Genomic DNA, 17,884 nt, shown 5'->3' with positions numbered 1-17,884 from the left:
GGCCCTTTGTTCGCTGTTGGTGCTGATATGGGATGATCTTGTTGTGGGAGAAGGGGTTCGGCCGTCGTATGACGAGCTTGCGGCGTTGGTTGCCGCGCAGGCGGTGGAGCTTGCTCGCGCCCGTGAGGAGATCGCTCAGCTGCGAGGCGAGGTTGCTGAGCTGAAGCGTCGTCTGGGGATGAACTCCGGCAACTCGTCGATGCCGCCCTCGTCGGACAGGTTCAGCAAGCCGGCGCCGAAGTCGTTGCGTGGCAGGACCGGCCGCAGACAGGGCAAGCAGCCGGGAGCGCCGGGAGCGAGCCTGTCCATGGTGGACGATCCAGATCGGATCGTTGATCACGTGCCGTCCTCCTGCGGCGGCTGCGGGACGGCGCTGCGCCGATGTGACAAGGTCGGCGTGGCGTCGCGCCGTCAGGTGATCGACCTGCCGGAAGTGCGCCCGTCGGTAACCGAGCATCGACTGCATCGGCGACGTTGTGCTGGTTGCCGTCAGGTGACCACGGCGATCGGCCCCCGCGAAGCGACCGCGCCGGTATGTTACGGGCCGAACGTGACCGCCTTGGCGGCGTATCTGTTGACCTATCAGCACATTCCGGTTTCCCGGACCGCGCAGTTGCTGGGCGACCTGATGGGTCTTCCGGTCTCGACCGACTGGGTCGCAGGAGTCCTCACACCCGTCGCGGCCGAGTTGGCCGGGTTCGAGCAGCAGGTCGCCGACGCGTTGCGGGCGGCGCCGGTGGCGCATTTCGACGAGACCGGCATCCGGGTCGAGGCCAAGACCTGGTGGCTGCACACCGCCTGCACCCCCACCCTCACCGCCTACTTCGCCCACAAGCTACGCGGCACGGAAGCGATGGACGAATTCGGGATCCTGCCACGATTCCGGGGCGTCGCGGTCCACGACGGCTGGATCCCTTACCAGTACTACGGTCCCACCCACGCCCGCTGCAACGCCCACCACCTGCGTGAACTCGTCGCAGCCGGCGAAGAACACCCCGAGCACGCCTGGCCATCGATCGCCATCAAAACCCTGGAAGATCTCAACACCGCCGCCCACAACGCACGCGACGCCGGCCTGACCGCCATCCCCGCTTCCATCGCGGATCCCCTGCTCTCACGATTCATCCGCACCGTCAACGTCGGACTATTCCTGCACCCACCCGAAAAAGGCCACAAAGGCAAAGCCCGCCGCCTGCTGGTACGCCTGCGCGACTACCAGCACGACGTGCTGCGCTTCGCACACGACCTCACCGTCCCGTTCACCAATAACCAAGCCGAACGCGACCTACGCATGATCAAAGCCCAGATGAAAATCTCCGGCGGCTGGCGCACCCGACACGGCGCCCACACCTGGCTCCGCGTCCGCGCCTACATCTCCACCCTCCGCAAAAACCGTATCCACATCCTCACCGCACTACGCGACACCATCACCGGAAACCCTTGGCTGCCAACAATAACCAAAATAGCCTGAACAGTTACTATGGGGGTAAATGGCGGATCAAAGGTCCGGTTAATCACCCAAGTCCAGCAGGAGCTTTCTGAATATTCCGGCAGGTTTGAGCCAGCCCAGGGTCTCACAGGGGCGGTTCTTTTGGTTTTCTCATTGCTGCGCGTTGCCACGGCGAGTGCGGGTCCTCGACCTGTGTCGCGATCCGCGAATCCCTTCCCCAACACGATCAACCCACGCTCAATCCCGAAACGCGACGGCACGCCTATCCGGCATCCGCCTTGCCGAACGGAGAGCCCTCGGAGGGCTTCTTCTCCCTCAGCAGGAAAACTCCGTAGAACAGCACCGTGAGCCCGAAAGAACAGAGCAGCAAGCCGCCGATCCCCGCCTCGACGTCGGTGTCCACGCTGCGCCCCGTGTTCGAGGAACGGGCGATGACTGCGTCCGGATCGACGAGCGCCTGGATCCCGCCGAACAACAGGACCAACGCGACAAGGATCAGCACGATGCCGAAGATGACGCGCTTGGCGGTACGGCGCGGCGGACCAGCGTCTTCGCCGTGATCAGAGGCAGGAGACTCCGGCATGACCGCAACGTATCAGCGGCCGTCCGGCAAGCCACCTTCTCGCGGCCAGGCGGGTGATCGTGAGCCGCCGGGGCCCGAGTTGCCGTCCCGGCAATCGCCTCTAGGTTGACGGGTATGTCGATCTACGGGGCCCGATGAAAGGGCCCGGACTCCTCGTCGTGCTGCTGGTGGTCCTCGGCGGTGTCAGCGGGCTCGGGTTCCTGCTGGGACTGGGCAACGCGGCCGTCCTGGCGGCCCTCACGGCGCTCTTCTGCCTCATGGCGGCGGTCGGCGGGCCACTTTGGGCGGATCTGCGGCTGCTGGCGTGGTTCGCGCCCGCGTTGATCCTCGCGGTCGGGGTGCCGCGGCTACTGGGAGCGGTGTCGCAGTGGGCGGCGATCGGGCTGCTCGTGGTGATCGTGGTCGTCGCCGGGCTGTTGCCCGCGTTCGGGGCGCGGTTCGTCACCGTCGGGCTGGGGCTCGGGATGGCATCACTGTTCGGGTACGGCTTCCAGCTGACGGGGACGGCGTCGGCGGGACAGATCCTGGGCGCGCCGGCGCTCGCGGTGGGCGTCGTGCTCCTGCTGCGGATCCTGATGGGTGCGAAGGATCCGGCGAAGCAGACCCGTGAGGCACTGGCGGACGCACTCGTCGAGGGAACACAGGAGCATGCGGCGAAACTGTGGCTCGCGGACCGGCCCCGGCGCTGGACCGGCCGGGTCCTCGGCGGCGTGCTCCGCTATCGCGCGGCCACCGGGTTGCTGGAGATCCGCCGGAAACGAGTGAACCACCGCGAAATCGGCCAAACGCTTGCCGCGGCCGCGGAAGAAGCCGCCAGACTCGCCGAGGCCGTCCGAAACCCGGTGGCAACGGACGATGTCGAACCGGTGCGGCGCGAGGAACCCGCCGGGCTGCCCGGCGCCACGGCCAGGCTGGTCACCGCGCTCTGGGATTCTCTCGAAACCATCCGGACCGCGGCGGCGGAACGCGACGAGTCGCGTGTGGACGTCCCGAAAGGACTCCGGAAGGAACTGCGCCGGATCGAGTTGAGCGGTGCGTTTTCCTGGCAGTCGCCGCAGTTCCGGCACGCGCTCCGCTGCGGGCTCGGCCTGGCGCTGGCGCTCGTGGTCGCGAGTTTCCGGCCCGGCGACCCGCTCACCGTTTCCTTCCTGCTCGGCACGTTCGCCATCATGCAGCCGGAATGGCGGGACAGTCTCGGCAAGGCCTGGCAGCGCATCGGCGGCTCACTCGGCGGCGCCGTCGTGCTCACCCTCGTCCTTTGGCTTCTGCCACAAGGGTTTCTGCTGCCGATCGGGCTGGTCGCGTTGCTCGGCGGGTTCTCGTTCATGCAGACGCGTCCGGCGGTGTTCAACGGCTGCATGGTCCTGATGTCGGTCGGCATGAACGCGACCACCAGGCATCTCGACCCGCGTTACGTACTCGTCGAGTACCTGCTCCTGATGGTTCTCGCCGGTGCCATCGCCCTGCTGTTCGGCTTCGCCGCGATCCCCGGCGTGCCGAAACCCGGCCCGGTGGAACGATTCGAGAGCGCCGTCGGCGCCACTCGCGTGCTGCTCGGCTCGGTGGGGCGCAAACTGCGCGGCGAGGACGTCGACCCGCGAACGCTCGGCCGCGATTTCCGCGCCGCCACCGTCGCGCACCAAGGCCTGCTCGCCGCGGAGCCGGGCACGAAGGAACCCGCGCCCGGGCAACGGGACGCGCTGGAAAACGCCGCCGAGGCCTTGCGAGGCCTGTCCATCACGTCGTCGTCGCTCTTGCTGCTGTCCGGACCGGCCGACGTCGCGGACGCCGTCGACGAGGCGGCGCGCACGCTCGGCACCGACGAGGCCGCGGAAATCCCGGTGCCTCCGAACGCCGACGACGAACAGCGCCTGGTACTCGACACCATCGCCGCCGACCTGGTCATCGTCGGCGAAGCGGCACGGACGCTTGGAAACGCCTAGGTCGTGGTCTTGTCGCGGTGCTGCCCGGCGATCTCCGCGTCGGGCGTGCACAGTGCGCACGGGGTGAACCCGAGCTGCCGCGCTTCCCCGATACCGAGCGGGATCGTGTCCCGGGTTTCGAGCCACTCGCACGATGTCACGTGGTAGCGCGGGTACTCGTCGACGACGACGACCTCGGTCTCGAGTTCGGAGACGACCGCCACATCGGCGGGGTCGCTCTTCTCCTCACCGGGATCACCGTTGCGCTGAGGCTCCGGGACGTCTTCCGTGTCGTCGAGTTCACCGGCGGCGGGTATCAAGGCCGTCTGCTCGGCGTCCTCGGGTTTCTTCTCTTCGTCCGCGTCGCTCTCTTCGACCGAAGGCGAATCCTCGGAGTCTTCCGGCTCTTCGGCCTCTTCGGAATCGGCGTCGGCTTCGGCCGCGCGCTTCTTCCGGCGGCGCAGCCAGTCGAAGACGAGCAGCAACCCGGCGACGACGGAGAGACCGATGGAGATCCAGGCCCACAGGGAGTTCGCGGTGATGAGCGCCGCGACGAGCAGCCCCAGAGCCGCCAGTACCAGTACCAGGACGATGTAGAGCACGGTGAATTACAACACGAGCGGCAAGCGAAACGGCCTCGACCCTCCGGAGAGTGCCGAGGCCGTTCCACTGTGTAGAAACTTTGAGCAGGGCAGAAATCAGCCCGCTTCGGCCCGGGGGCCGAACGAGTAGCCCTGTCCGCCGCCCGAGGACGACGCCGACTGCCCCGAGTTCGTCGAGGACGCCGACGCGGGAGCGGCCGACCCGCGGTCGTCGAGCTCACGCAGCTGGGACTCGAGGAACCCGCGCAGCCTCGTGCGGTACTCCCGCTCGATCGTGCGCAGCTCTTCGATCTTCTTGCCCAGCGAGCCCTTCTCCGCGTTCATGTTGTTCATGGTCTCGGTGTACTTGCGCTGAGCCTCGCGCTCCATGGTCGTGGCCTTGTCGCGCGCCTGGCGCTCCAAGGTCTCGGCACGGGTCCGGGCGTCGTTCAGCATGGTCTCGGCGCGGGTGCGCGCCTCGTTCACCATCGAGTCCGACTTCGACCGCGCGTCCGACAGCAGCTGCTCGGACTTGGTCCGGGCTTCGGCGAGCATGCCGTCCGACTCGGTCTTGGCCTCGGCGGTGAGCCGGTCGGCCATTTCCTGCGCCAACCCGAGCACCTTCGCGGCCTGGACGTTGGGCTCCCCGTTGTCCGGCACCATCGAGTGGGCCTGGGTCTGCTCCATCGCCGACTGCGGCGGCGGCACCGGCGCCAGGCGGCGCGACGGCTCGTCGCGTACCTGCGGCGGCGGGCCGACGGCGCCGGCCTTGGCGTTTTCGAGCTCACCACGCGTGGTCTCGAGCTCGTTGTCGAGCTGCTCGACCTGCTGCCGCAGCTCGTTGTTGTCCTCGATCAACCGGGCAAGCTCGGTCTCCACCAGGTCGAGGAACGCGTCCACCTCGTCCTCGTTGTAGCCCCTTTTGCCTATGGGCGGCTTGCTGAACGCGACGTTATGCACGTCAGCGGGGGTCAACGACATCAGATCACCTCACGCACTCCATGGCCTGCAGGTCCACCGGGGCTTCCCCGAAAATCACCCTGGCGTTGCCAGCTGCATCGCGAAGAACACAACCAACAGCAGCACCATAATCGATAAGTCCAGTCCGACGCCGCCGATTCGTACGGTCGGGATGATTCGTCTGAACAGACGAACCGGTGGGTCGGTCACTGTGTAGATGGTCTCGAGCGTTACCGCAACCCCTCCGGCAGGACGCCACTCGCGAGCGAAAGCACGCACGAGTTCGACGACGATCCGTGCCGTCAGCAGGAGCCAGAAGGCGAACAGCACGTACCAGACGACCAGCAACACAGCATTCACGTAACCACTCTGCCATGCCCCGCGTCAAAAGACGCAGTTGACGGGCCTCGGATGCCGATGAGTCGACAAAATCACATCCGGCTGCGCTCAGCGGTCACCGGGTGATCAGCCGCGCAGGAATAATCCGCCTTCGGCAATCCGCCGACGGTCCTCCGCGGTGACGTCCACATCGGGCGGTGAGAGAAGGAACACCTTGTTGGTGACCTTGTCCATCGAGCCGCGCAACGCGAAAGCGAGCCCCGCGGCGAAGTCGACGAGACGCTTCGCGTCCGCGTTCTCCATCTCCGTGAGGTTCATGATCACCGGGATGCCTTCCCGGTAGTGCTCCCCGATCGCGCGCGCCTCGGCGTAGCTCGTCGGGTGCAGTGTCGTGATCCGGCTCAACGGGTCACGCACCGCGGCACGGACCGGCTCGGTGACCGGACGCAGGCGTGCGACCGGTTCCGGCTGGCGATCGATCGCCAGCGCGCCGTGGACGGCAGGCTCCGGACTGGCCACGGAGCGTGACCGAGGCCGGGGCGCGGGCTCGTCATAAGTGTCGTCGACGTCCCGGTAACGTCCACCCCGCGACCGGGCCGGTGGCTCATCGTCGTAGTCGTACTCGTCTTCGGCATATTCCTTCGGGGCGTACCCTCGCCGGTAGTCGTCCTCGACGTCGTAGCCGTCTTCGTCCGCGGGCACCATCCCGAAGTAGGCCTTCAGCTTCTGCAGCGCGCTCATGCCTCTCCCTAGCCTTAGCCGCGTCCCGCACCGTGCTCCCCCGCCCTCGCCGCCACTCCCCGTAACGACGAGACGGTATTCCCTAGGGCGAGGCTAAACCGCGTCCACCGAGCAACGCGGTTCCGACACGCACACAGGTCGAGCCGTGCGCGATCGCCTGCTCGAGATCATTGCTCATTCCGGCGGAGATCTCACGGGCATTTGGGTGTTCTTCCCGTAGACGCTCCGACGCACGAGCGAGCTTCTCGAACGCCTCTGCGGGATCAGTACCCAGCGGAGCCACCGCCATAAGCCCCCGGAGGCGAATATCACCCACATGGGCTATCCGCTCCGCCAACTGGCTTATTTCGCTCACCCGAGTGCCCCCGCGTTTCGGATCGTCATCGAGACTTACTTGAATGAGGACGTCCAACGGGTGATCGCGTTGCCCGGAATCGAGCGCCGACCTGGTGGCTTTCGCGAGCGCGTCGGCCAGGCGCTCGGAGTCGACGGACTGGATCTCGTCGGCCCAGCGCACGACCGATTTGGCCTTGTTCCGCTGGAGACTGCCGACCATGTGCCAGCGAATCGATGCGTCGGGACGCAACCCGGCGACCTCTTCGGCCTTCGCCCCCGCCTCCTGATCACGGTTCTCGGCGAGGTCGAGCGCGCCGAGGTCGGCGAGCAGCGCGGCGTCCAGCGCCGGGAAGGTCTTGGTGACCGCGAGAAGTTTGACCTCGTCGCGCGCCCGGCCTGCCGCCTTGCACGCGGCGCCGATCCGCTCTTCCACTTCGGCGAGGGAAGCGGCGAGTTCCCCCTTGCGGGTGTCACTCACGACGCGTCCAGCCAGGTGATCCCCGCGATCCGGCCGGTCGTACCGTCGCGGCGGAAGCTGAACAGGGTCTTGTCTTCGTTGGTACAGCGGGGATCGACGCCGATCTTGCCGACGCCGAGATCGGCCAGTTGCCGCCAGAGGCCGGCGCGCAGGTCGAGACCGGGCGTGCCCTTGCGGGTTTTGCAGGCACTGCCGGGCACGTGCTTTTCGACGTCGGCGGCCATGTCGGCGGGGACTTCGTAGCAGTCGCCGCAGATCGCGGGGCCGAGCAGCGCTTCGGTCCGGGCCGGTTCGGCACCGAGCGAACGCATCGCCTCGATCGCGGCGGGAACGACGCCGACCCTGGCGCCGACGCGGCCCGCGTGGACGGCGGCGACGACACCGGCTTCGGCGTCGGCCAGCATCAGGGGCACGCAGTCGGCGACGAGCACCACGAGCGCGAGACCCGTCTGGGCGGTCACGAGCGCGTCGGTCGCTTCGGCGGCGGAGGTCTCCGAGCCGTCGACGACGGTAGCGGTCCGGCCGTGGACCTGCTCCATCCACGCCAGCCTGTCCTCGGTGAGGCCGAGTTCGGTGGCGAGACGTTTGCGGTTGGCGTAGACGTCGCCCGCGTCGTCACCGACGTGATCGCCGAGGTTGAAGGTGTCGTAAGGCGGCCGGGAAGCCCCGCCCGCCCTTGTCGTGACAACCCGCCGTACCCGCACGAAATCCTCCTAGACCTGAGTGAAGGCCCCCTCGACTGTAGTCAAGGAGGCCTTCACGGAACGTACTGGCGAGCTACCGCCGCATGAACGGGGGAACGTCGACCTCGTCGTCCGACGGGTCGTCATGCACCGGGGTGGCGCGGCCGGGCAGGCTGCCGTGGGTCGAGTTCGACCCGATCGGCGAGTACCCGCGCGAACCGCCGCCGGGCTGCGGAAGCCCTCCGCTCAGCGAGCCGTTGCCCTCGGTGCGGGCGGGCGGCATCGACGAGTGCGGGCGCGGCGGCGCGACCGGGTAGCCGTTGGACCCGGTCGACGGGACCGGCGTGGCACCCGAAGGCGGGCTCTGCACCGGCGTCGCCCCGCCCCCGTTGACCTGGCCCGCCTGGGCGGACGCGGTCGAGTTCGCCCGGGAGCCGAAGGTCGACGGGTCGAGCTTCTTGTGGGTCGGGGTGCCGGCGTCGAAACCGGCCGCGATCACGGTGACCCGGACCTCGTCGCCGAGCGAGTCGTCGATGATCGTCCCGAAGATGATGTTGGCGTCGGGGTGCGCGGATTCCTGCACCAGCGACGCGGCCTCGTTGATCTCGAACAGGCCGAGGTCCGACCCGCCCGCGATCGACAGCAGCGCGCCGTGCGCCCCGTCCATCGACGCTTCGAGCAGCGGCGAGTTGATCGCCTTCTCCGCCGCCTGGATCGCCCTGCCCTCGCCGCGCGCCGAGCCGATGCCCATCAGCGCGGAGCCCGCGCCGGACATGACGCTCTTGACGTCGGCGAAGTCCAGGTTGATCAGACCCGGCGTGGTGATCAGGTCGGTGATGCCCTGGACACCCGAAAGCAGCACCTCGTCGGCCGAGCGGAACGCGTCCATCAGCGAGACGCCGATGTCGCCCAGCTGCAACAGCCGGTCGTTCGGGATGACGATGAGGGTGTCGCACTCGTTGCGCAGCTGCTGGATGCCTTCTTCGGCCTGCTTGCTGCGGCGCTTGCCCTCGAAGGTGAACGGGCGGGTGACGACGCCGATGGTCAGCGCGCCGAGCTTCCGCGCGATCTGGGCGACGACGGGCGCGCCACCGGTGCCGGTGCCACCACCCTCACCCGCGGTCACGAACACCATGTCGGCGCCCTTGATGACCTCTTCGATCTCTTCGCGGTGGTCCTCGGCGGCCTTCTGCCCCACCTCGGGGGCGGCGCCGGCACCGAGGCCGCGGGTCAGTTCCCGGCCGATGTCGAGCTTGACGTCGGCGTCGGACATGAGCAGTGCCTGAGCGTCGGTGTTCACCGCGATGAACTCGACGCCCTTGAGGCCGACCTCGATCATGCGGTTGACGGCGTTCACTCCGCCGCCGCCGATACCGACGACCTTGATCACCGCAAGGTAGTTGTGCGGGGGCGTCATCGGGGCCGCCTTCCTGATCGTGTGTGCCCGTGCTGCCCGCCGGTCGCTGAGCCTGTGCCGAACCCTCGAGCTGAAGTTCAGATCGAGAGTTATGTCAACTGCCGACGTTGAAGCAGGACGGTATGCACCAGGCAGGCTCGAATCCAGTAGCCACGCCGTGTGTCGCAAAGGTGTTTTGCCACAACATGTTCCCGGGCGCAAGAGCGCGACCCGGTCGCAGCGGCGAACGGCGGCCTGGTAAAAGCGAAGATCAGGTCGGCATGGACATGACCATGACGACGTCCTTCGACGGCGATCCGGTCGGTGATCCGCCCGCCTGTTCGACGCTGAGCGCGAACTTCTCGGCCCCGCCGAGCCCCTCGGCGACCAGTAGCGCACCGTCCTGACCACCGGAAATGAGCCCGGCGGGCTTCGGCGCGGTGCCCGGGTACATCAGCCACGCCTGGTAGGTCCGGCCCGGATCGTTCTTCGGCAGCTGCGCCGCCATGAAGACGAGCCGGTCCTTCGCGCGCGACATCATCACGGTGCCGCCGCCACCGGCCGAGGTCTCGGCGTGCCCGGTCCGGAGATCGGCGGCCGCGAGGACTTCGGCGACCGGGGCGTACCGGGCCGAGTACTGCGCGGCGCGTTCCCGCGCGGCGGTCAGCTGCGTGTGGTTCTCGTAGGCGAGGCCGCCGAACACGGCGGTACCCGCCAGCCCGACGACGGCCGCCGCGGCCGCCGCGATCGCCCAGCGCGGGGCGCGGCGCCGGTCCTTGAAGCGCTCCCCTGCCTCGGCGCGGGTCTTCGGCGGCAGCTGCCTGGTCGCCATCGCTTCCGCGAGCACCCGGCGCTTGAGCTCCGGCGGCGGGTCTTCGGCCAGCGCGGCCCCGAGCCGGGTCGCGGTCATCTGGAGTTCGAGGACCTCCTGGGCGCACGGAGCGCACTCCCCGAGGTGCCGCTGGAACTGGGCACGCTCCACTTCGGACAGCGCGTCGACGGCGTAAGCCCCCGTGAGCGTGTGCATTTCGGGCATGGTCATGCCGTCACCCCCAAACAGTCCCGGAGCCTGATCAGGCCGTCCCGGAGACGGGTCTTGATTGTTCCGTGCGGGGTCTGCAGCACTTCTGAGACCTCGCGATAGGTGTAGCCCTGGTAGTACGCGAGCACCACGGACTCCCGTTGCAGCTCGGTGAGGCTCGTCAGGCATCGCCGGACCTGCGAACGTTCCCAGCGCGCCGCGACGGCCTCCGACACCTCGTCGAAGGGCCGGGCGCGGGCGGCCTCGAAGGTCGCCTTGACCTCGCGGTCCGAACTGGCTCGTGCCGAGCGGACGCGGTCGACGGCCCGGCGGTGCGCGAGCGTCATGGCCCAGTTCAGCGCGCTCCCGCGCTCCGGGGAGTAGCGCGTGGCCGTGCGCCACAGCTCCACCATGACCTCCTGTGTGACCTCTTCGGACTGTGCGACGTCACGGAGGATCCGCCGCACCAGGCCGAGGACGGGGCCGGCGAGCCGGTCGTACAAGGCGTCGAAGGCCCGCTCGTCCCCCTTGGCGACCCGGACGAGCAGGTCCTCGGCGGTCGGGCCCTGCGGTTCGCCGTCGGGTGCGGGAACGGGCTCCATCCGGCGGGGACGTGCTGATTCATCCATCAAGTCTGCCTCCGGCCGTCTGCGGCGTCCGCGGGGTCATCGGCGCCCTCTTCACCCACAGTTTGATCCCATGCCGCCGGATCAGCGCGGAGACCCGGTGCGGCATGAGCGGACGGGTGATCAGCAGGTGCACCAGCCATCGGGTGGTGGCGGGCCGCCGCACCCCGCGCAACGACGCGGTCAGCGGGGTCGTCTCCCCCTGGCGGAGGGCGATCTTGACCGAGAGCAGCGACTCCGGCATCGGCACCTCCATCCGGTACTCGCCGTCCATCGACTGGAACGGCGACACGTAGAACTCCTTGTCCGCGAAAGCGTTCCCGGCCGCGTCGGGGCGTAGGAGGTACGCGTGCCTTCCCCGGTAGGTGTTGTGGACCTCGGCGACGACGCATTCGAGTCCGCCGTCCGGCCGATGGCACCAGTAGAGGGTGATCGGGTTGAAGTTGTGCCCGAGCACCCGCGCGCCGGCGAGCATCAGCACCCGGCCGCCCTGGAGATCGACGCCCCGATCGGCGAGCCAGTGGTCCACTTTGGACCGGATGCTGGAGGTGTCCTCGGGTGCGAAGTGGTCCCGCGGGTCGAAGCGAGCGAAGGGGCGAAGCCACCACGGCAGCTTCGGCAGCCTGTCGAGGTCGACGAACCACAGATAGACGCGGTGGGCGAACGAGATCGGCGGATCGTTGCGCCGGACGTGCGCCACCGTCGAGTCGTAGAGAACGGCCATGGGGGTCACCATCGCACTCCGAAGCTCTCGGCCGCGCGGACACCGGACGCGCAACCGTCCTCGTGGAATCCCCAGCCGTGATACGCGCCGGCGAAGGCGACCGTGCCGTCGTTGAGTTCGGGCAGACGGCGCTGGGCGGCCACGGAACCGGGCGTGTAGACGGGGTGTTCGTAGGTCATCCTGGCCAGCACCGAACCGTCGTCGGGGGCGGTGCCGGGGTTGAGCGTGACGACGTAGCCGGTCGGCTCGTCGAGCCGCATCAGGCGGTTCATGTCGTAGGAGACCTGGACCGCGCCCGCGTTCGCGCCGCAGGCGGGGGTGGCGTAGTTCCAGCCCGCCCGCGCGGACTCCGCCGTCGGGAGCACGCCGGTGTCGGTGTGCAGCCATGCCTCGTTGCTGGAATACCGGAACGAGCCGAGGACTTCGCGTTCGGCGTCGGTCGGCGCCGCGAGCAGGTCGAGCGCCTGGTCGGCGTGCGTGGCCAGGACGACCTTGTCGAGGCGATGCCGGGTGTCGGCGTCGTCGCGGACCTCGATCCCCCGCCCGGTGCGCTTGACCGAGCGGACCGGTGTCGACAGGTGCACGGCTGTCAGCTGCTTGGCGGCGAGGTCGACGTACTCGCGGGAGCCGCCGACGACGGTGCGCCAGCTCGGCGACCCGCCGACCGACAGCATCCCGTGGTTGCGCAGGAACTCGAACAGGTAGCGCGCGGGGTACTGGAGCGTGTCGGTCCGGTCGGCCGACCAGACGGTCGAAACCACCGGGAGCATGAAGTGGTCGACGAAGTACTTCGTGTAGCCGCCGATCGCGAGGAACGCGCCGAGCGTGACGTCGCCTGCCTCGGGCGATTCGAGGACGCGCTTCGCGTGCCGGTGGAAGCGCTTGACGTCGGCGAGCATCCGCAGGTAGCGCCCGCGGGTGACGTTGCGAGGCTGCGCGAACAGGCCTTTCAGTCCCTTGGCCCCGGCGTACTGGAGACCGCAGCCGTCGCAGCGGATGCTCATGGACATCTCGGTGTCGCGGGTGGTGACGCCGAGCTCGCCGAACAGGCGGAGCAGATTCGGGTAGGTGCGCTCGTTGTGCACGATGAACCCGGAGTCGACGCCGACGGTGCCGCCGTGCGCGCTCGGGACGTCGTGGGTGTGCGCGTGCCCGCCCAGCCTGTCGTCGGCTTCGAACAACAGCACTTCATAACGACGTTGCAGCAGGTAGGCGGCCGTGAGGCCGGCCACGCCGCTGCCGATGACTCCGATGCGTAGACCCTTGGTGTGCACGAACGGGATTCGGAACAGGGGCCGGACCGGATTGGACCGGGTGAACCGGGGCATCACACGACCCATCCTTTTCCTGTCCGGGGTCGAATGACGACTATGCCGAACAGTCCCGCGTCTCGCCTAGTGCCGTTCGTCGAGCGGCTCCTCGGTGGCTCCCTGCCGGTCGGTCTCCGTACCTGGGACGGCGTACGCGCCGGTCCCCCGGATGCCCCGACCGTGGTGCTCCGCAACCGCCGTGCCCTGCGCCGTCTCCTCTACGCGCCCGGGGAATTGGGCCTGGCCAGGGCGTATGTCTCGGGCGATCTCGACGTCGAGGGCGACCTCGCCGAGGGATTCCGCCGGATCTGGGCGCTGAGCCGGTCGGGTGCCGCGCGCGGCGCGAAGCTCGGCCCGCGCGAGTGGGCCGAGGCGCTGCGGATCGCGGTGGGCCTCGGCGTCGTCGGGCCGCCGCCCAAACCGCCCGCCGAGGAGGCCCGGCTGTCCGGGAAGCTGCACACCTTGCTTCGCGACAAGTCCGCCATCGCACACCACTATGACCTCAGCAACGCCTTCTACCAGCTGCTGATGGACGAATCGATGGCCTATTCGTCGGCGTACTGGACGTCCGACGAGGACGGTTACGACCTCGAACAAGCCCAGTGGGACAAACTCGAACTCATCTGCCGCAAGCTCGGGCTCCGGCCGGGGATGCGACTGCTCGACGTCGGCTGCGGCTGGGGATCGCTCCTGGTGCACGCGGCGAAGCACCACGGGGTCCAGGCCGTCGGCATCACCCTGTCGGCGGAACAGCTGCAGCACATCCGCGGCCGTCTCGCCCAGCACGACCTGGAGGATCGCGTCGAGGTCCGCAGGCAGGACTACCGCGAGCTGACCGACGAGCCCTTCGACGCCGTCGCCACCATCGAGATGGGCGAGCACGTCGGCGAGGAGAACTACCCCGAGTACACACGGACGCTCTACCGGATGCTCAAGCCCACCGGACGGCTGGTGCTCCAGCAGATGTCCCGCGGCGCGGTGGCGCCGGGCGGCGGCGCGTTCATCGAGCGCTACATCGCCCCCGACATGACGATGCGGCCGCTGAGCCGCACGCTCGGGCATCTGGAGACCGCCGGTTTCGAGATCCGCGACGTCCACGCGCTGCGTGAGCATTACGTGCGTACGGTCCGGGCATGGGAGAAAACGCTCGAAAGCAACTGGGACGACGTCGTGGCGCTGATCGGTGAGTCCGGCGCCCGGGTCTGGCGGCTCTATCTGGTCGGCGGCGCGCTCGCGTTCGAGGAGAACCGGATGGGTGTCGACCAGATCCTCGCGGTCCGCTCGTCCAGCTCCGGCTTGAGCGCCCTGCCCGCCACCCGGGAGTGGTCCTGATGCCGCTCGGAGGGACCCTCGCGGTCACGGCGGGCGCGACGCTCGTGGCTTTCGTCGTCACCTTCGGCATCGCCCGGTGGCGCAAGCGGTACGACACCGTCGACACGCTCTGGGGGCCTGGCTTCGCGCTCGTCGCGGTGGTCGCGGCCCCGCTCGGGGACGGGTCGGCGGCGCTGCGCGTGGTCACCGCGCTGCTGACCGCGGTCTGGGGTGTGCGCCTCGGCGTCCACCTCCACCTGCGCAACCACAAGCTGCCCGAAGACCCGCGCTACGTGCGGATGGCGGAGAACGCCGGCCCGAATCCGGCGCTCAAGCTGTTCATCCGCGTTTACCTGGTCCAGGCGGTGGTGCTCTGGTTCGTCTCGCTGCCGGTCCAGTTCGCGATGTACGGCGACCCCTTCGGAGTGACGGCCTGGCTCGGCGTCGCGGTGTGGCTGGTCGGCTTCGGGTTCGAGACGATCGGCGACGACCAGCTGCGCCGATTCAAGGCCGATCCGGACAACAAGGGGAAGGTCCTCGACAGCGGGCTGTGGCGCTACACCCGGCATCCCAACTACTTCGGGGACGCGTGCGTGTGGTGGGGCCTGTACCTGCTGGCGTGTTCGAGCTGGGTGGGGGCGGCGACGATCCTGTCGCCGATCGCGATGACGTACACGCTGGCCAAGGGAACCGGAAAACCTTTGCTGGAGAAGGGTTTGCAGCGGTCCCGGCCGGGATACGCGACGTACGTCGAGCGGACCAGCGGGTTCTTCCCGCTGCCCCCTCGCCGCCGACCTGTCTCCTGAGGTGGGCCGGCCAGGTGAGAAACGCGCGCGCGTTTCTTGTCGGCCGAAGGCCTCGGATTTTCGGAGGCGGGCCGCCGACAAGGCTGAGTGAGTGACCACCCGTACCGCGGCCCGGCTACGGAAATCCGACAGCGCGCTCAGAGAGACACTGCAAGCTCACTCCCCGGTGAGACCGTCGAGCATTTCCCGCAACAGGTCGAGGTGGCCGGCGTGCCTGCCGGTCTCCTCGACCATGTGCGCGACCACGAACCGGACGTTGACCTCGCGATCCCCGCGGAAGGGGACCTTGTCGTCCAAGTCCATCCCCGCGACGACCTTGCGGCTCCGCTCGCACTCGGCCTCGTAGACGGCGATCAGCTGCTCGATCGGGGTCTGCATGGCGACCCGGAACTCGGCGTCGGGGTCGGCTTCGAGGGCCTCCTTCCAGAGGTCCTCCTGCCCGTTGAGCACCACGTTGAACCAGTACTGCTCGACCAGGGTCAGATGCCCGAGGAGACCGGCGACGGTGGTCAGCTCGCTGGGCACGAGCGGCCGCCGGGCCTGCTCGTCGGTGAGGCCGGAGCACTTCCACACGACTGTGGCGCGAAGGAAGTCGAGAAAGCCGTTCAGCTGGGTGCGCTCGTCGCCGGTGAGCGGCGGTTCGGGACGCTTGGGTTCTTCGGTCATGGTCGTGCAGTCTGCCGGTTTCCTCCGATGATCCGCCATCGAGATACCGCCGGGCACCCTGTCCACCATCTGCCGCACAGCCGTGGTCCATGTCCGAACGTGATCCCATCGTTCGAGTGAAACCAGCGGTAGTTAGCGCCCCGGAAACATGACGACCACCCGCCCGTCATGTCAGGCTGGTGCAGTTGTGCCCCTAGCCGGAGCGTCAAGGAAAGGCAGATGATGTCAGGCCTGCAGCTGAGCGCACTCGATGTCGCTTTCCTTTGCATGGAAAGCGAAACGACGCCCATGCACATGGGCGCGGTGGTCACCTTCCGTCCGCACGGGCAGGTGCACGCGCGCAAGCTGACCGCGCTGCTCGCAGAACGGGCCGCGGTGCTCCCGAAGCTGCGTCAGCGCCCTCGCACCGCGCTGTTCCCGCCCGGCTCCGCCATCTGGGCCGAGGACCCGGATTTCGTTGCCAGTGAACATATTTCACATCACCACCTGAGCTCCCTGTACGAACCGGACCCACTCTCCGCCTACGCGTCGCGATGGATGGGACGGCCGCTCGACACCGGAAAACCCTTGTGGGACTTGCATCTCGTCACCGGCCTGCCGGACGGCGAATTCGCGTTGCTGCTGAAACTGCACCACGCGCTCACCGACGGGGCGGGCGCGTACGCCGTCGCCGTGGGCCTGCTCGACGGGCTCCCGCGGGCGACGAAGCGCACGCACAGCGGCGCCGAACCGCCTGCCCCACGCTCCCCTGTGGACGCTGTCAAGGACGCCCTCGGCACCACTCTGGCCCAGGCCGGGAAATCCGCCGGGATCGCCTCGTCCGTCGTCCGCGCGACCCGGTCGCCGCTGTCCCCGATCAGCGCGCCGCCGTCGACCGAACGACGGCTCGGCTTCGTACGGCTGGACACCGCCGAGATCCGGCGGATCCGCCGGGCGCACGGCGGGACCGCCAACGATGTCGTACTGGCGGTACTCAGCGGCGCGCTACGCGAATGGATGATCAACCGCGGCCAGCGCGCCGACGACCGGACGCTGCGGGCGCTCATCCCGGTCAGCGTGCGCGGGCGGGCCGCCGAGCAGCTCGGCGGCAACAAGCTGTCCGGTTATCTCTGTGACCTGCCGGTCGGCCTCGACGATCCGGTGGAGCGGCTGCTCGCCGTCCAGCGCGAGATGAGCCGGAACAAGGCCGCGGGCCCCGGCCGGGGCGCCGGCGCGTTCCCGCTGCTCGCCGACCGGATGCCGCCGATGCTGCACCGGCTCGGCAGCAAGGCGGCCGGGCTGGCCGCGCCGCTGCTGTTCGACCTCGTGGTGACCACGGTGCCGGTGCCGCCCAACCGGCTCAGCCTCGACGGGACGAAGATCGAAGGCGTGTACCCGTTCGTGCCGCTGGCGCCGCGGCAGGCGATCGGCATCGCGGTGGCGACCTACCGCGACTCCGTCCACATCGGACTTCAGGCGAACGGGGCGGCGGTTTCGGACGTGGGCTCGCTGCGGGACGGCGTGCTCAAGTCGGCCGCGAGGTTGCTGGACACCGCTTAGCGCGCGACATGAAAGGCCCCTTCATTGCGAAATTTGCCATGAAGGGGCCTTTCATGTCGCCTTGGGCCTTGGTGTTGCTGACGTGATGCGTCGCGAAAGCCACTTTCGCGACACCTCTAGGTCTGGGTCTCGGTGATCGCCGGTGCTGCGGGGCTACGGTCGGGCGGTTTCGCGTGACTGGTGGGACGACACTCGTGATTGCGTGGACGGCACGTGTGCTTGGACGGACGACACGCGGTGGACTCGACCGCCGTCGAGTGTCGTCCGGCTGATCACACGTGCCGTCCACCTGGACACGGGTGTCGTCCGTCTGATCACACGTGCCGTCCCATCGGTCATGCGAGTACCGGTACGGGTCGGCGGGTCGGCGGTGTCGCGAAAGCCACTTTCGCAACGTTGAAGGTTGCGAAAG

General features: G+C 68.5%; 18 protein-coding genes. 5 read left to right on the top strand and 13 right to left on the bottom strand.

Translation table 11 applies throughout. From position 1 onward, the window contains the following. The first annotated feature begins 43 nt into the window (after nucleotides 1-43). Nucleotides 44-1,471 (top strand): IS66 family transposase, encoded by a 1,428-nt coding sequence (tnpC, locus tag ACFWMR_RS14210; RefSeq protein ID WP_378378638.1) that lies wholly within the window; start codon nucleotides 44-46, stop codon nucleotides 1,469-1,471. Between the two features lie 241 nt (nucleotides 1,472-1,712). Here the strand turns inward: tnpC and ACFWMR_RS14205 are convergent, their stop codons facing one another. Continuing rightward, complete coding sequence (locus ACFWMR_RS14205; RefSeq protein WP_378378637.1) at nucleotides 1,713-2,033, bottom strand: hypothetical protein; 321 nt, start codon at nucleotides 2,031-2,033, stop codon at nucleotides 1,713-1,715. Between the two features lie 134 nt (nucleotides 2,034-2,167). On the opposite strand from ACFWMR_RS14205, the gene ACFWMR_RS14200 reads away from it, so the two are divergent. Beyond that, on the top strand, nucleotides 2,168-3,976 hold the full coding sequence (locus ACFWMR_RS14200; protein WP_378378636.1) for an FUSC family protein: 1,809 nt from the start codon (nucleotides 2,168-2,170) through the stop codon (nucleotides 3,974-3,976). On the opposite strand, the gene ACFWMR_RS14195 is transcribed toward ACFWMR_RS14200, so the two are convergent. The 11 genes from ACFWMR_RS14195 to ACFWMR_RS14145 form a co-directional block, all read right to left on the bottom strand. After that, the gene (locus ACFWMR_RS14195) at nucleotides 3,973-4,557 is read right to left on the bottom strand and encodes a hypothetical protein (protein ID WP_378378635.1); all 585 of its coding nucleotides are present in this window, start codon (nucleotides 4,555-4,557) and stop codon (nucleotides 3,973-3,975) included. The two genes, ACFWMR_RS14200 and ACFWMR_RS14195, sit on opposite strands and share 4 nt — an antisense overlap. 96 nt (nucleotides 4,558-4,653) lie before the next feature. After that, nucleotides 4,654-5,517 carry a DivIVA-like cell division protein Wag31 gene (gene wag31 / locus ACFWMR_RS14190; RefSeq protein WP_093933892.1) on the bottom strand — a complete coding sequence of 288 codons (864 nt, stop codon included), beginning with the start codon at nucleotides 5,515-5,517 and terminating at the stop codon, nucleotides 4,654-4,656. 54 nt (nucleotides 5,518-5,571) lie between these two features. Next, nucleotides 5,572-5,847 (bottom strand): YggT family protein, encoded by a 276-nt coding sequence (locus tag ACFWMR_RS14185; RefSeq protein ID WP_005155180.1) that lies wholly within the window; start codon nucleotides 5,845-5,847, stop codon nucleotides 5,572-5,574. 114 nt (nucleotides 5,848-5,961) lie between these two features. After that, nucleotides 5,962-6,576 carry a cell division protein SepF gene (locus ACFWMR_RS14180; protein WP_093933891.1) on the bottom strand — a complete coding sequence of 205 codons (615 nt, stop codon included), beginning with the start codon at nucleotides 6,574-6,576 and terminating at the stop codon, nucleotides 5,962-5,964. Nucleotides 6,577-6,658: 82 nt separating this feature from the next. Next, a complete protein-coding gene (locus ACFWMR_RS14175; protein ID WP_093933890.1) occupies nucleotides 6,659-7,390 on the bottom strand; it encodes a YggS family pyridoxal phosphate-dependent enzyme in 732 nt (243 codons plus the stop codon). Further along, nucleotides 7,387-8,094 (bottom strand): peptidoglycan editing factor PgeF, encoded by a 708-nt coding sequence (gene pgeF, locus ACFWMR_RS14170; RefSeq protein WP_093933889.1) that lies wholly within the window; start codon nucleotides 8,092-8,094, stop codon nucleotides 7,387-7,389. Before pgeF ends, ACFWMR_RS14175 begins: the two co-directional genes overlap by 4 nt. Before the next feature lie 73 nt (nucleotides 8,095-8,167). Further along, nucleotides 8,168-9,490, bottom strand: coding sequence for a cell division protein FtsZ (gene ftsZ / locus ACFWMR_RS14165; RefSeq protein WP_093933888.1), 1,323 nt, complete (start codon nucleotides 9,488-9,490; stop codon nucleotides 8,168-8,170). A 250-nt stretch (nucleotides 9,491-9,740) separates the two neighbouring features. Next, nucleotides 9,741-10,511: an anti-sigma factor gene (locus tag ACFWMR_RS14160; RefSeq protein ID WP_378378634.1), complete on the bottom strand. Its 771-nt coding sequence runs from the start codon at nucleotides 10,509-10,511 to the stop codon at nucleotides 9,741-9,743. Further along, complete coding sequence (gene sigK, locus ACFWMR_RS14155) at nucleotides 10,508-11,119, bottom strand: ECF RNA polymerase sigma factor SigK (RefSeq protein WP_378378633.1); 612 nt, start codon at nucleotides 11,117-11,119, stop codon at nucleotides 10,508-10,510. The genes ACFWMR_RS14160 and sigK overlap by 4 nt, the downstream gene beginning before the upstream one ends. Further along, nucleotides 11,112-11,852, bottom strand: a complete 741-nt coding sequence (locus tag ACFWMR_RS14150; protein WP_378378632.1) for a DUF1365 domain-containing protein — start codon at nucleotides 11,850-11,852, stop codon at nucleotides 11,112-11,114. Before ACFWMR_RS14150 ends, sigK begins: the two co-directional genes overlap by 8 nt. Continuing rightward, nucleotides 11,846-13,168 (bottom strand): NAD(P)/FAD-dependent oxidoreductase, encoded by a 1,323-nt coding sequence (locus ACFWMR_RS14145; protein WP_378378631.1) that lies wholly within the window; start codon nucleotides 13,166-13,168, stop codon nucleotides 11,846-11,848. Before ACFWMR_RS14145 ends, ACFWMR_RS14150 begins: the two co-directional genes overlap by 7 nt. A 42-nt stretch (nucleotides 13,169-13,210) precedes the next feature. Here ACFWMR_RS14145 and ACFWMR_RS14140 point away from each other — a divergent pair, with 42 nt between their 5' ends. Next, nucleotides 13,211-14,482 carry a class I SAM-dependent methyltransferase gene (locus ACFWMR_RS14140; protein ID WP_378378630.1) on the top strand — a complete coding sequence of 424 codons (1,272 nt, stop codon included), beginning with the start codon at nucleotides 13,211-13,213 and terminating at the stop codon, nucleotides 14,480-14,482. Then, a complete protein-coding gene (locus tag ACFWMR_RS14135) occupies nucleotides 14,482-15,267 on the top strand; it encodes a DUF1295 domain-containing protein (RefSeq protein WP_378378629.1) in 786 nt (261 codons plus the stop codon). The genes ACFWMR_RS14140 and ACFWMR_RS14135 overlap by 1 nt, the downstream gene beginning before the upstream one ends. Nucleotides 15,268-15,423: 156 nt before the next feature. Here ACFWMR_RS14135 and ACFWMR_RS14130 read toward each other — a convergent pair whose 3' ends face one another. Then, nucleotides 15,424-15,933, bottom strand: a complete 510-nt coding sequence (locus ACFWMR_RS14130; protein ID WP_378378628.1) for a DinB family protein — start codon at nucleotides 15,931-15,933, stop codon at nucleotides 15,424-15,426. 219 nt (nucleotides 15,934-16,152) lie between these two features. Here ACFWMR_RS14130 and ACFWMR_RS14125 point away from each other — a divergent pair, with 219 nt between their 5' ends. Then, nucleotides 16,153-17,472: a wax ester/triacylglycerol synthase family O-acyltransferase gene (locus ACFWMR_RS14125; RefSeq protein ID WP_378378627.1), complete on the top strand. Its 1,320-nt coding sequence runs from the start codon at nucleotides 16,153-16,155 to the stop codon at nucleotides 17,470-17,472. Nucleotides 17,473-17,884: the final 412 nt, after the last annotated feature.

Origin of the sequence: Amycolatopsis thailandensis (assembly GCF_042723255.1) — a bacterium.
GTDB classification, from domain to species: Bacteria; Actinomycetota; Actinomycetes; order Mycobacteriales; family Pseudonocardiaceae; genus Amycolatopsis; species Amycolatopsis thailandensis.
Note: the sequence above shows the minus strand (reverse complement) of the source record. Positions and strands in the feature narration are given on the sequence as shown.

Excerpts from the sequence above, each read along its gene's own strand:
- ACFWMR_RS14205 (WP_378378637.1), bottom strand. The coding sequence starts at position 2,033 with ATGCCGGAGTCTCCTGCCTCTGATCACGGCGAAGACGCTGGTCCGCCG.
- ACFWMR_RS14200 (WP_378378636.1), top strand. The coding sequence starts at position 2,168 with ATGAAAGGGCCCGGACTCCTCGTCGTGCTGCTGGTGGTCCTCGGCGGT.
- wag31 (WP_093933892.1), bottom strand. The coding sequence starts at position 5,517 with ATGTCGTTGACCCCCGCTGACGTGCATAACGTCGCGTTCAGCAAGCCG.
- ACFWMR_RS14180 (WP_093933891.1), bottom strand. The coding sequence starts at position 6,576 with ATGAGCGCGCTGCAGAAGCTGAAGGCCTACTTCGGGATGGTGCCCGCG.
- ftsZ (WP_093933888.1), bottom strand. The coding sequence starts at position 9,490 with ATGACGCCCCCGCACAACTACCTTGCGGTGATCAAGGTCGTCGGTATC.
- ACFWMR_RS14160 (WP_378378634.1), bottom strand. The coding sequence starts at position 10,511 with ATGACCATGCCCGAAATGCACACGCTCACGGGGGCTTACGCCGTCGAC.
- sigK (WP_378378633.1), bottom strand. The coding sequence starts at position 11,119 with ATGGATGAATCAGCACGTCCCCGCCGGATGGAGCCCGTTCCCGCACCC.
- ACFWMR_RS14150 (WP_378378632.1), bottom strand. The coding sequence starts at position 11,852 with ATGGTGACCCCCATGGCCGTTCTCTACGACTCGACGGTGGCGCACGTC.
- ACFWMR_RS14145 (WP_378378631.1), bottom strand. The coding sequence starts at position 13,168 with ATGCCCCGGTTCACCCGGTCCAATCCGGTCCGGCCCCTGTTCCGAATC.
- ACFWMR_RS14140 (WP_378378630.1), top strand. The coding sequence starts at position 13,211 with ATGCCGAACAGTCCCGCGTCTCGCCTAGTGCCGTTCGTCGAGCGGCTC.
- ACFWMR_RS14135 (WP_378378629.1), top strand. The coding sequence starts at position 14,482 with ATGCCGCTCGGAGGGACCCTCGCGGTCACGGCGGGCGCGACGCTCGTG.
- ACFWMR_RS14130 (WP_378378628.1), bottom strand. The coding sequence starts at position 15,933 with ATGACCGAAGAACCCAAGCGTCCCGAACCGCCGCTCACCGGCGACGAG.
- ACFWMR_RS14125 (WP_378378627.1), top strand. The coding sequence starts at position 16,153 with ATGATGTCAGGCCTGCAGCTGAGCGCACTCGATGTCGCTTTCCTTTGC.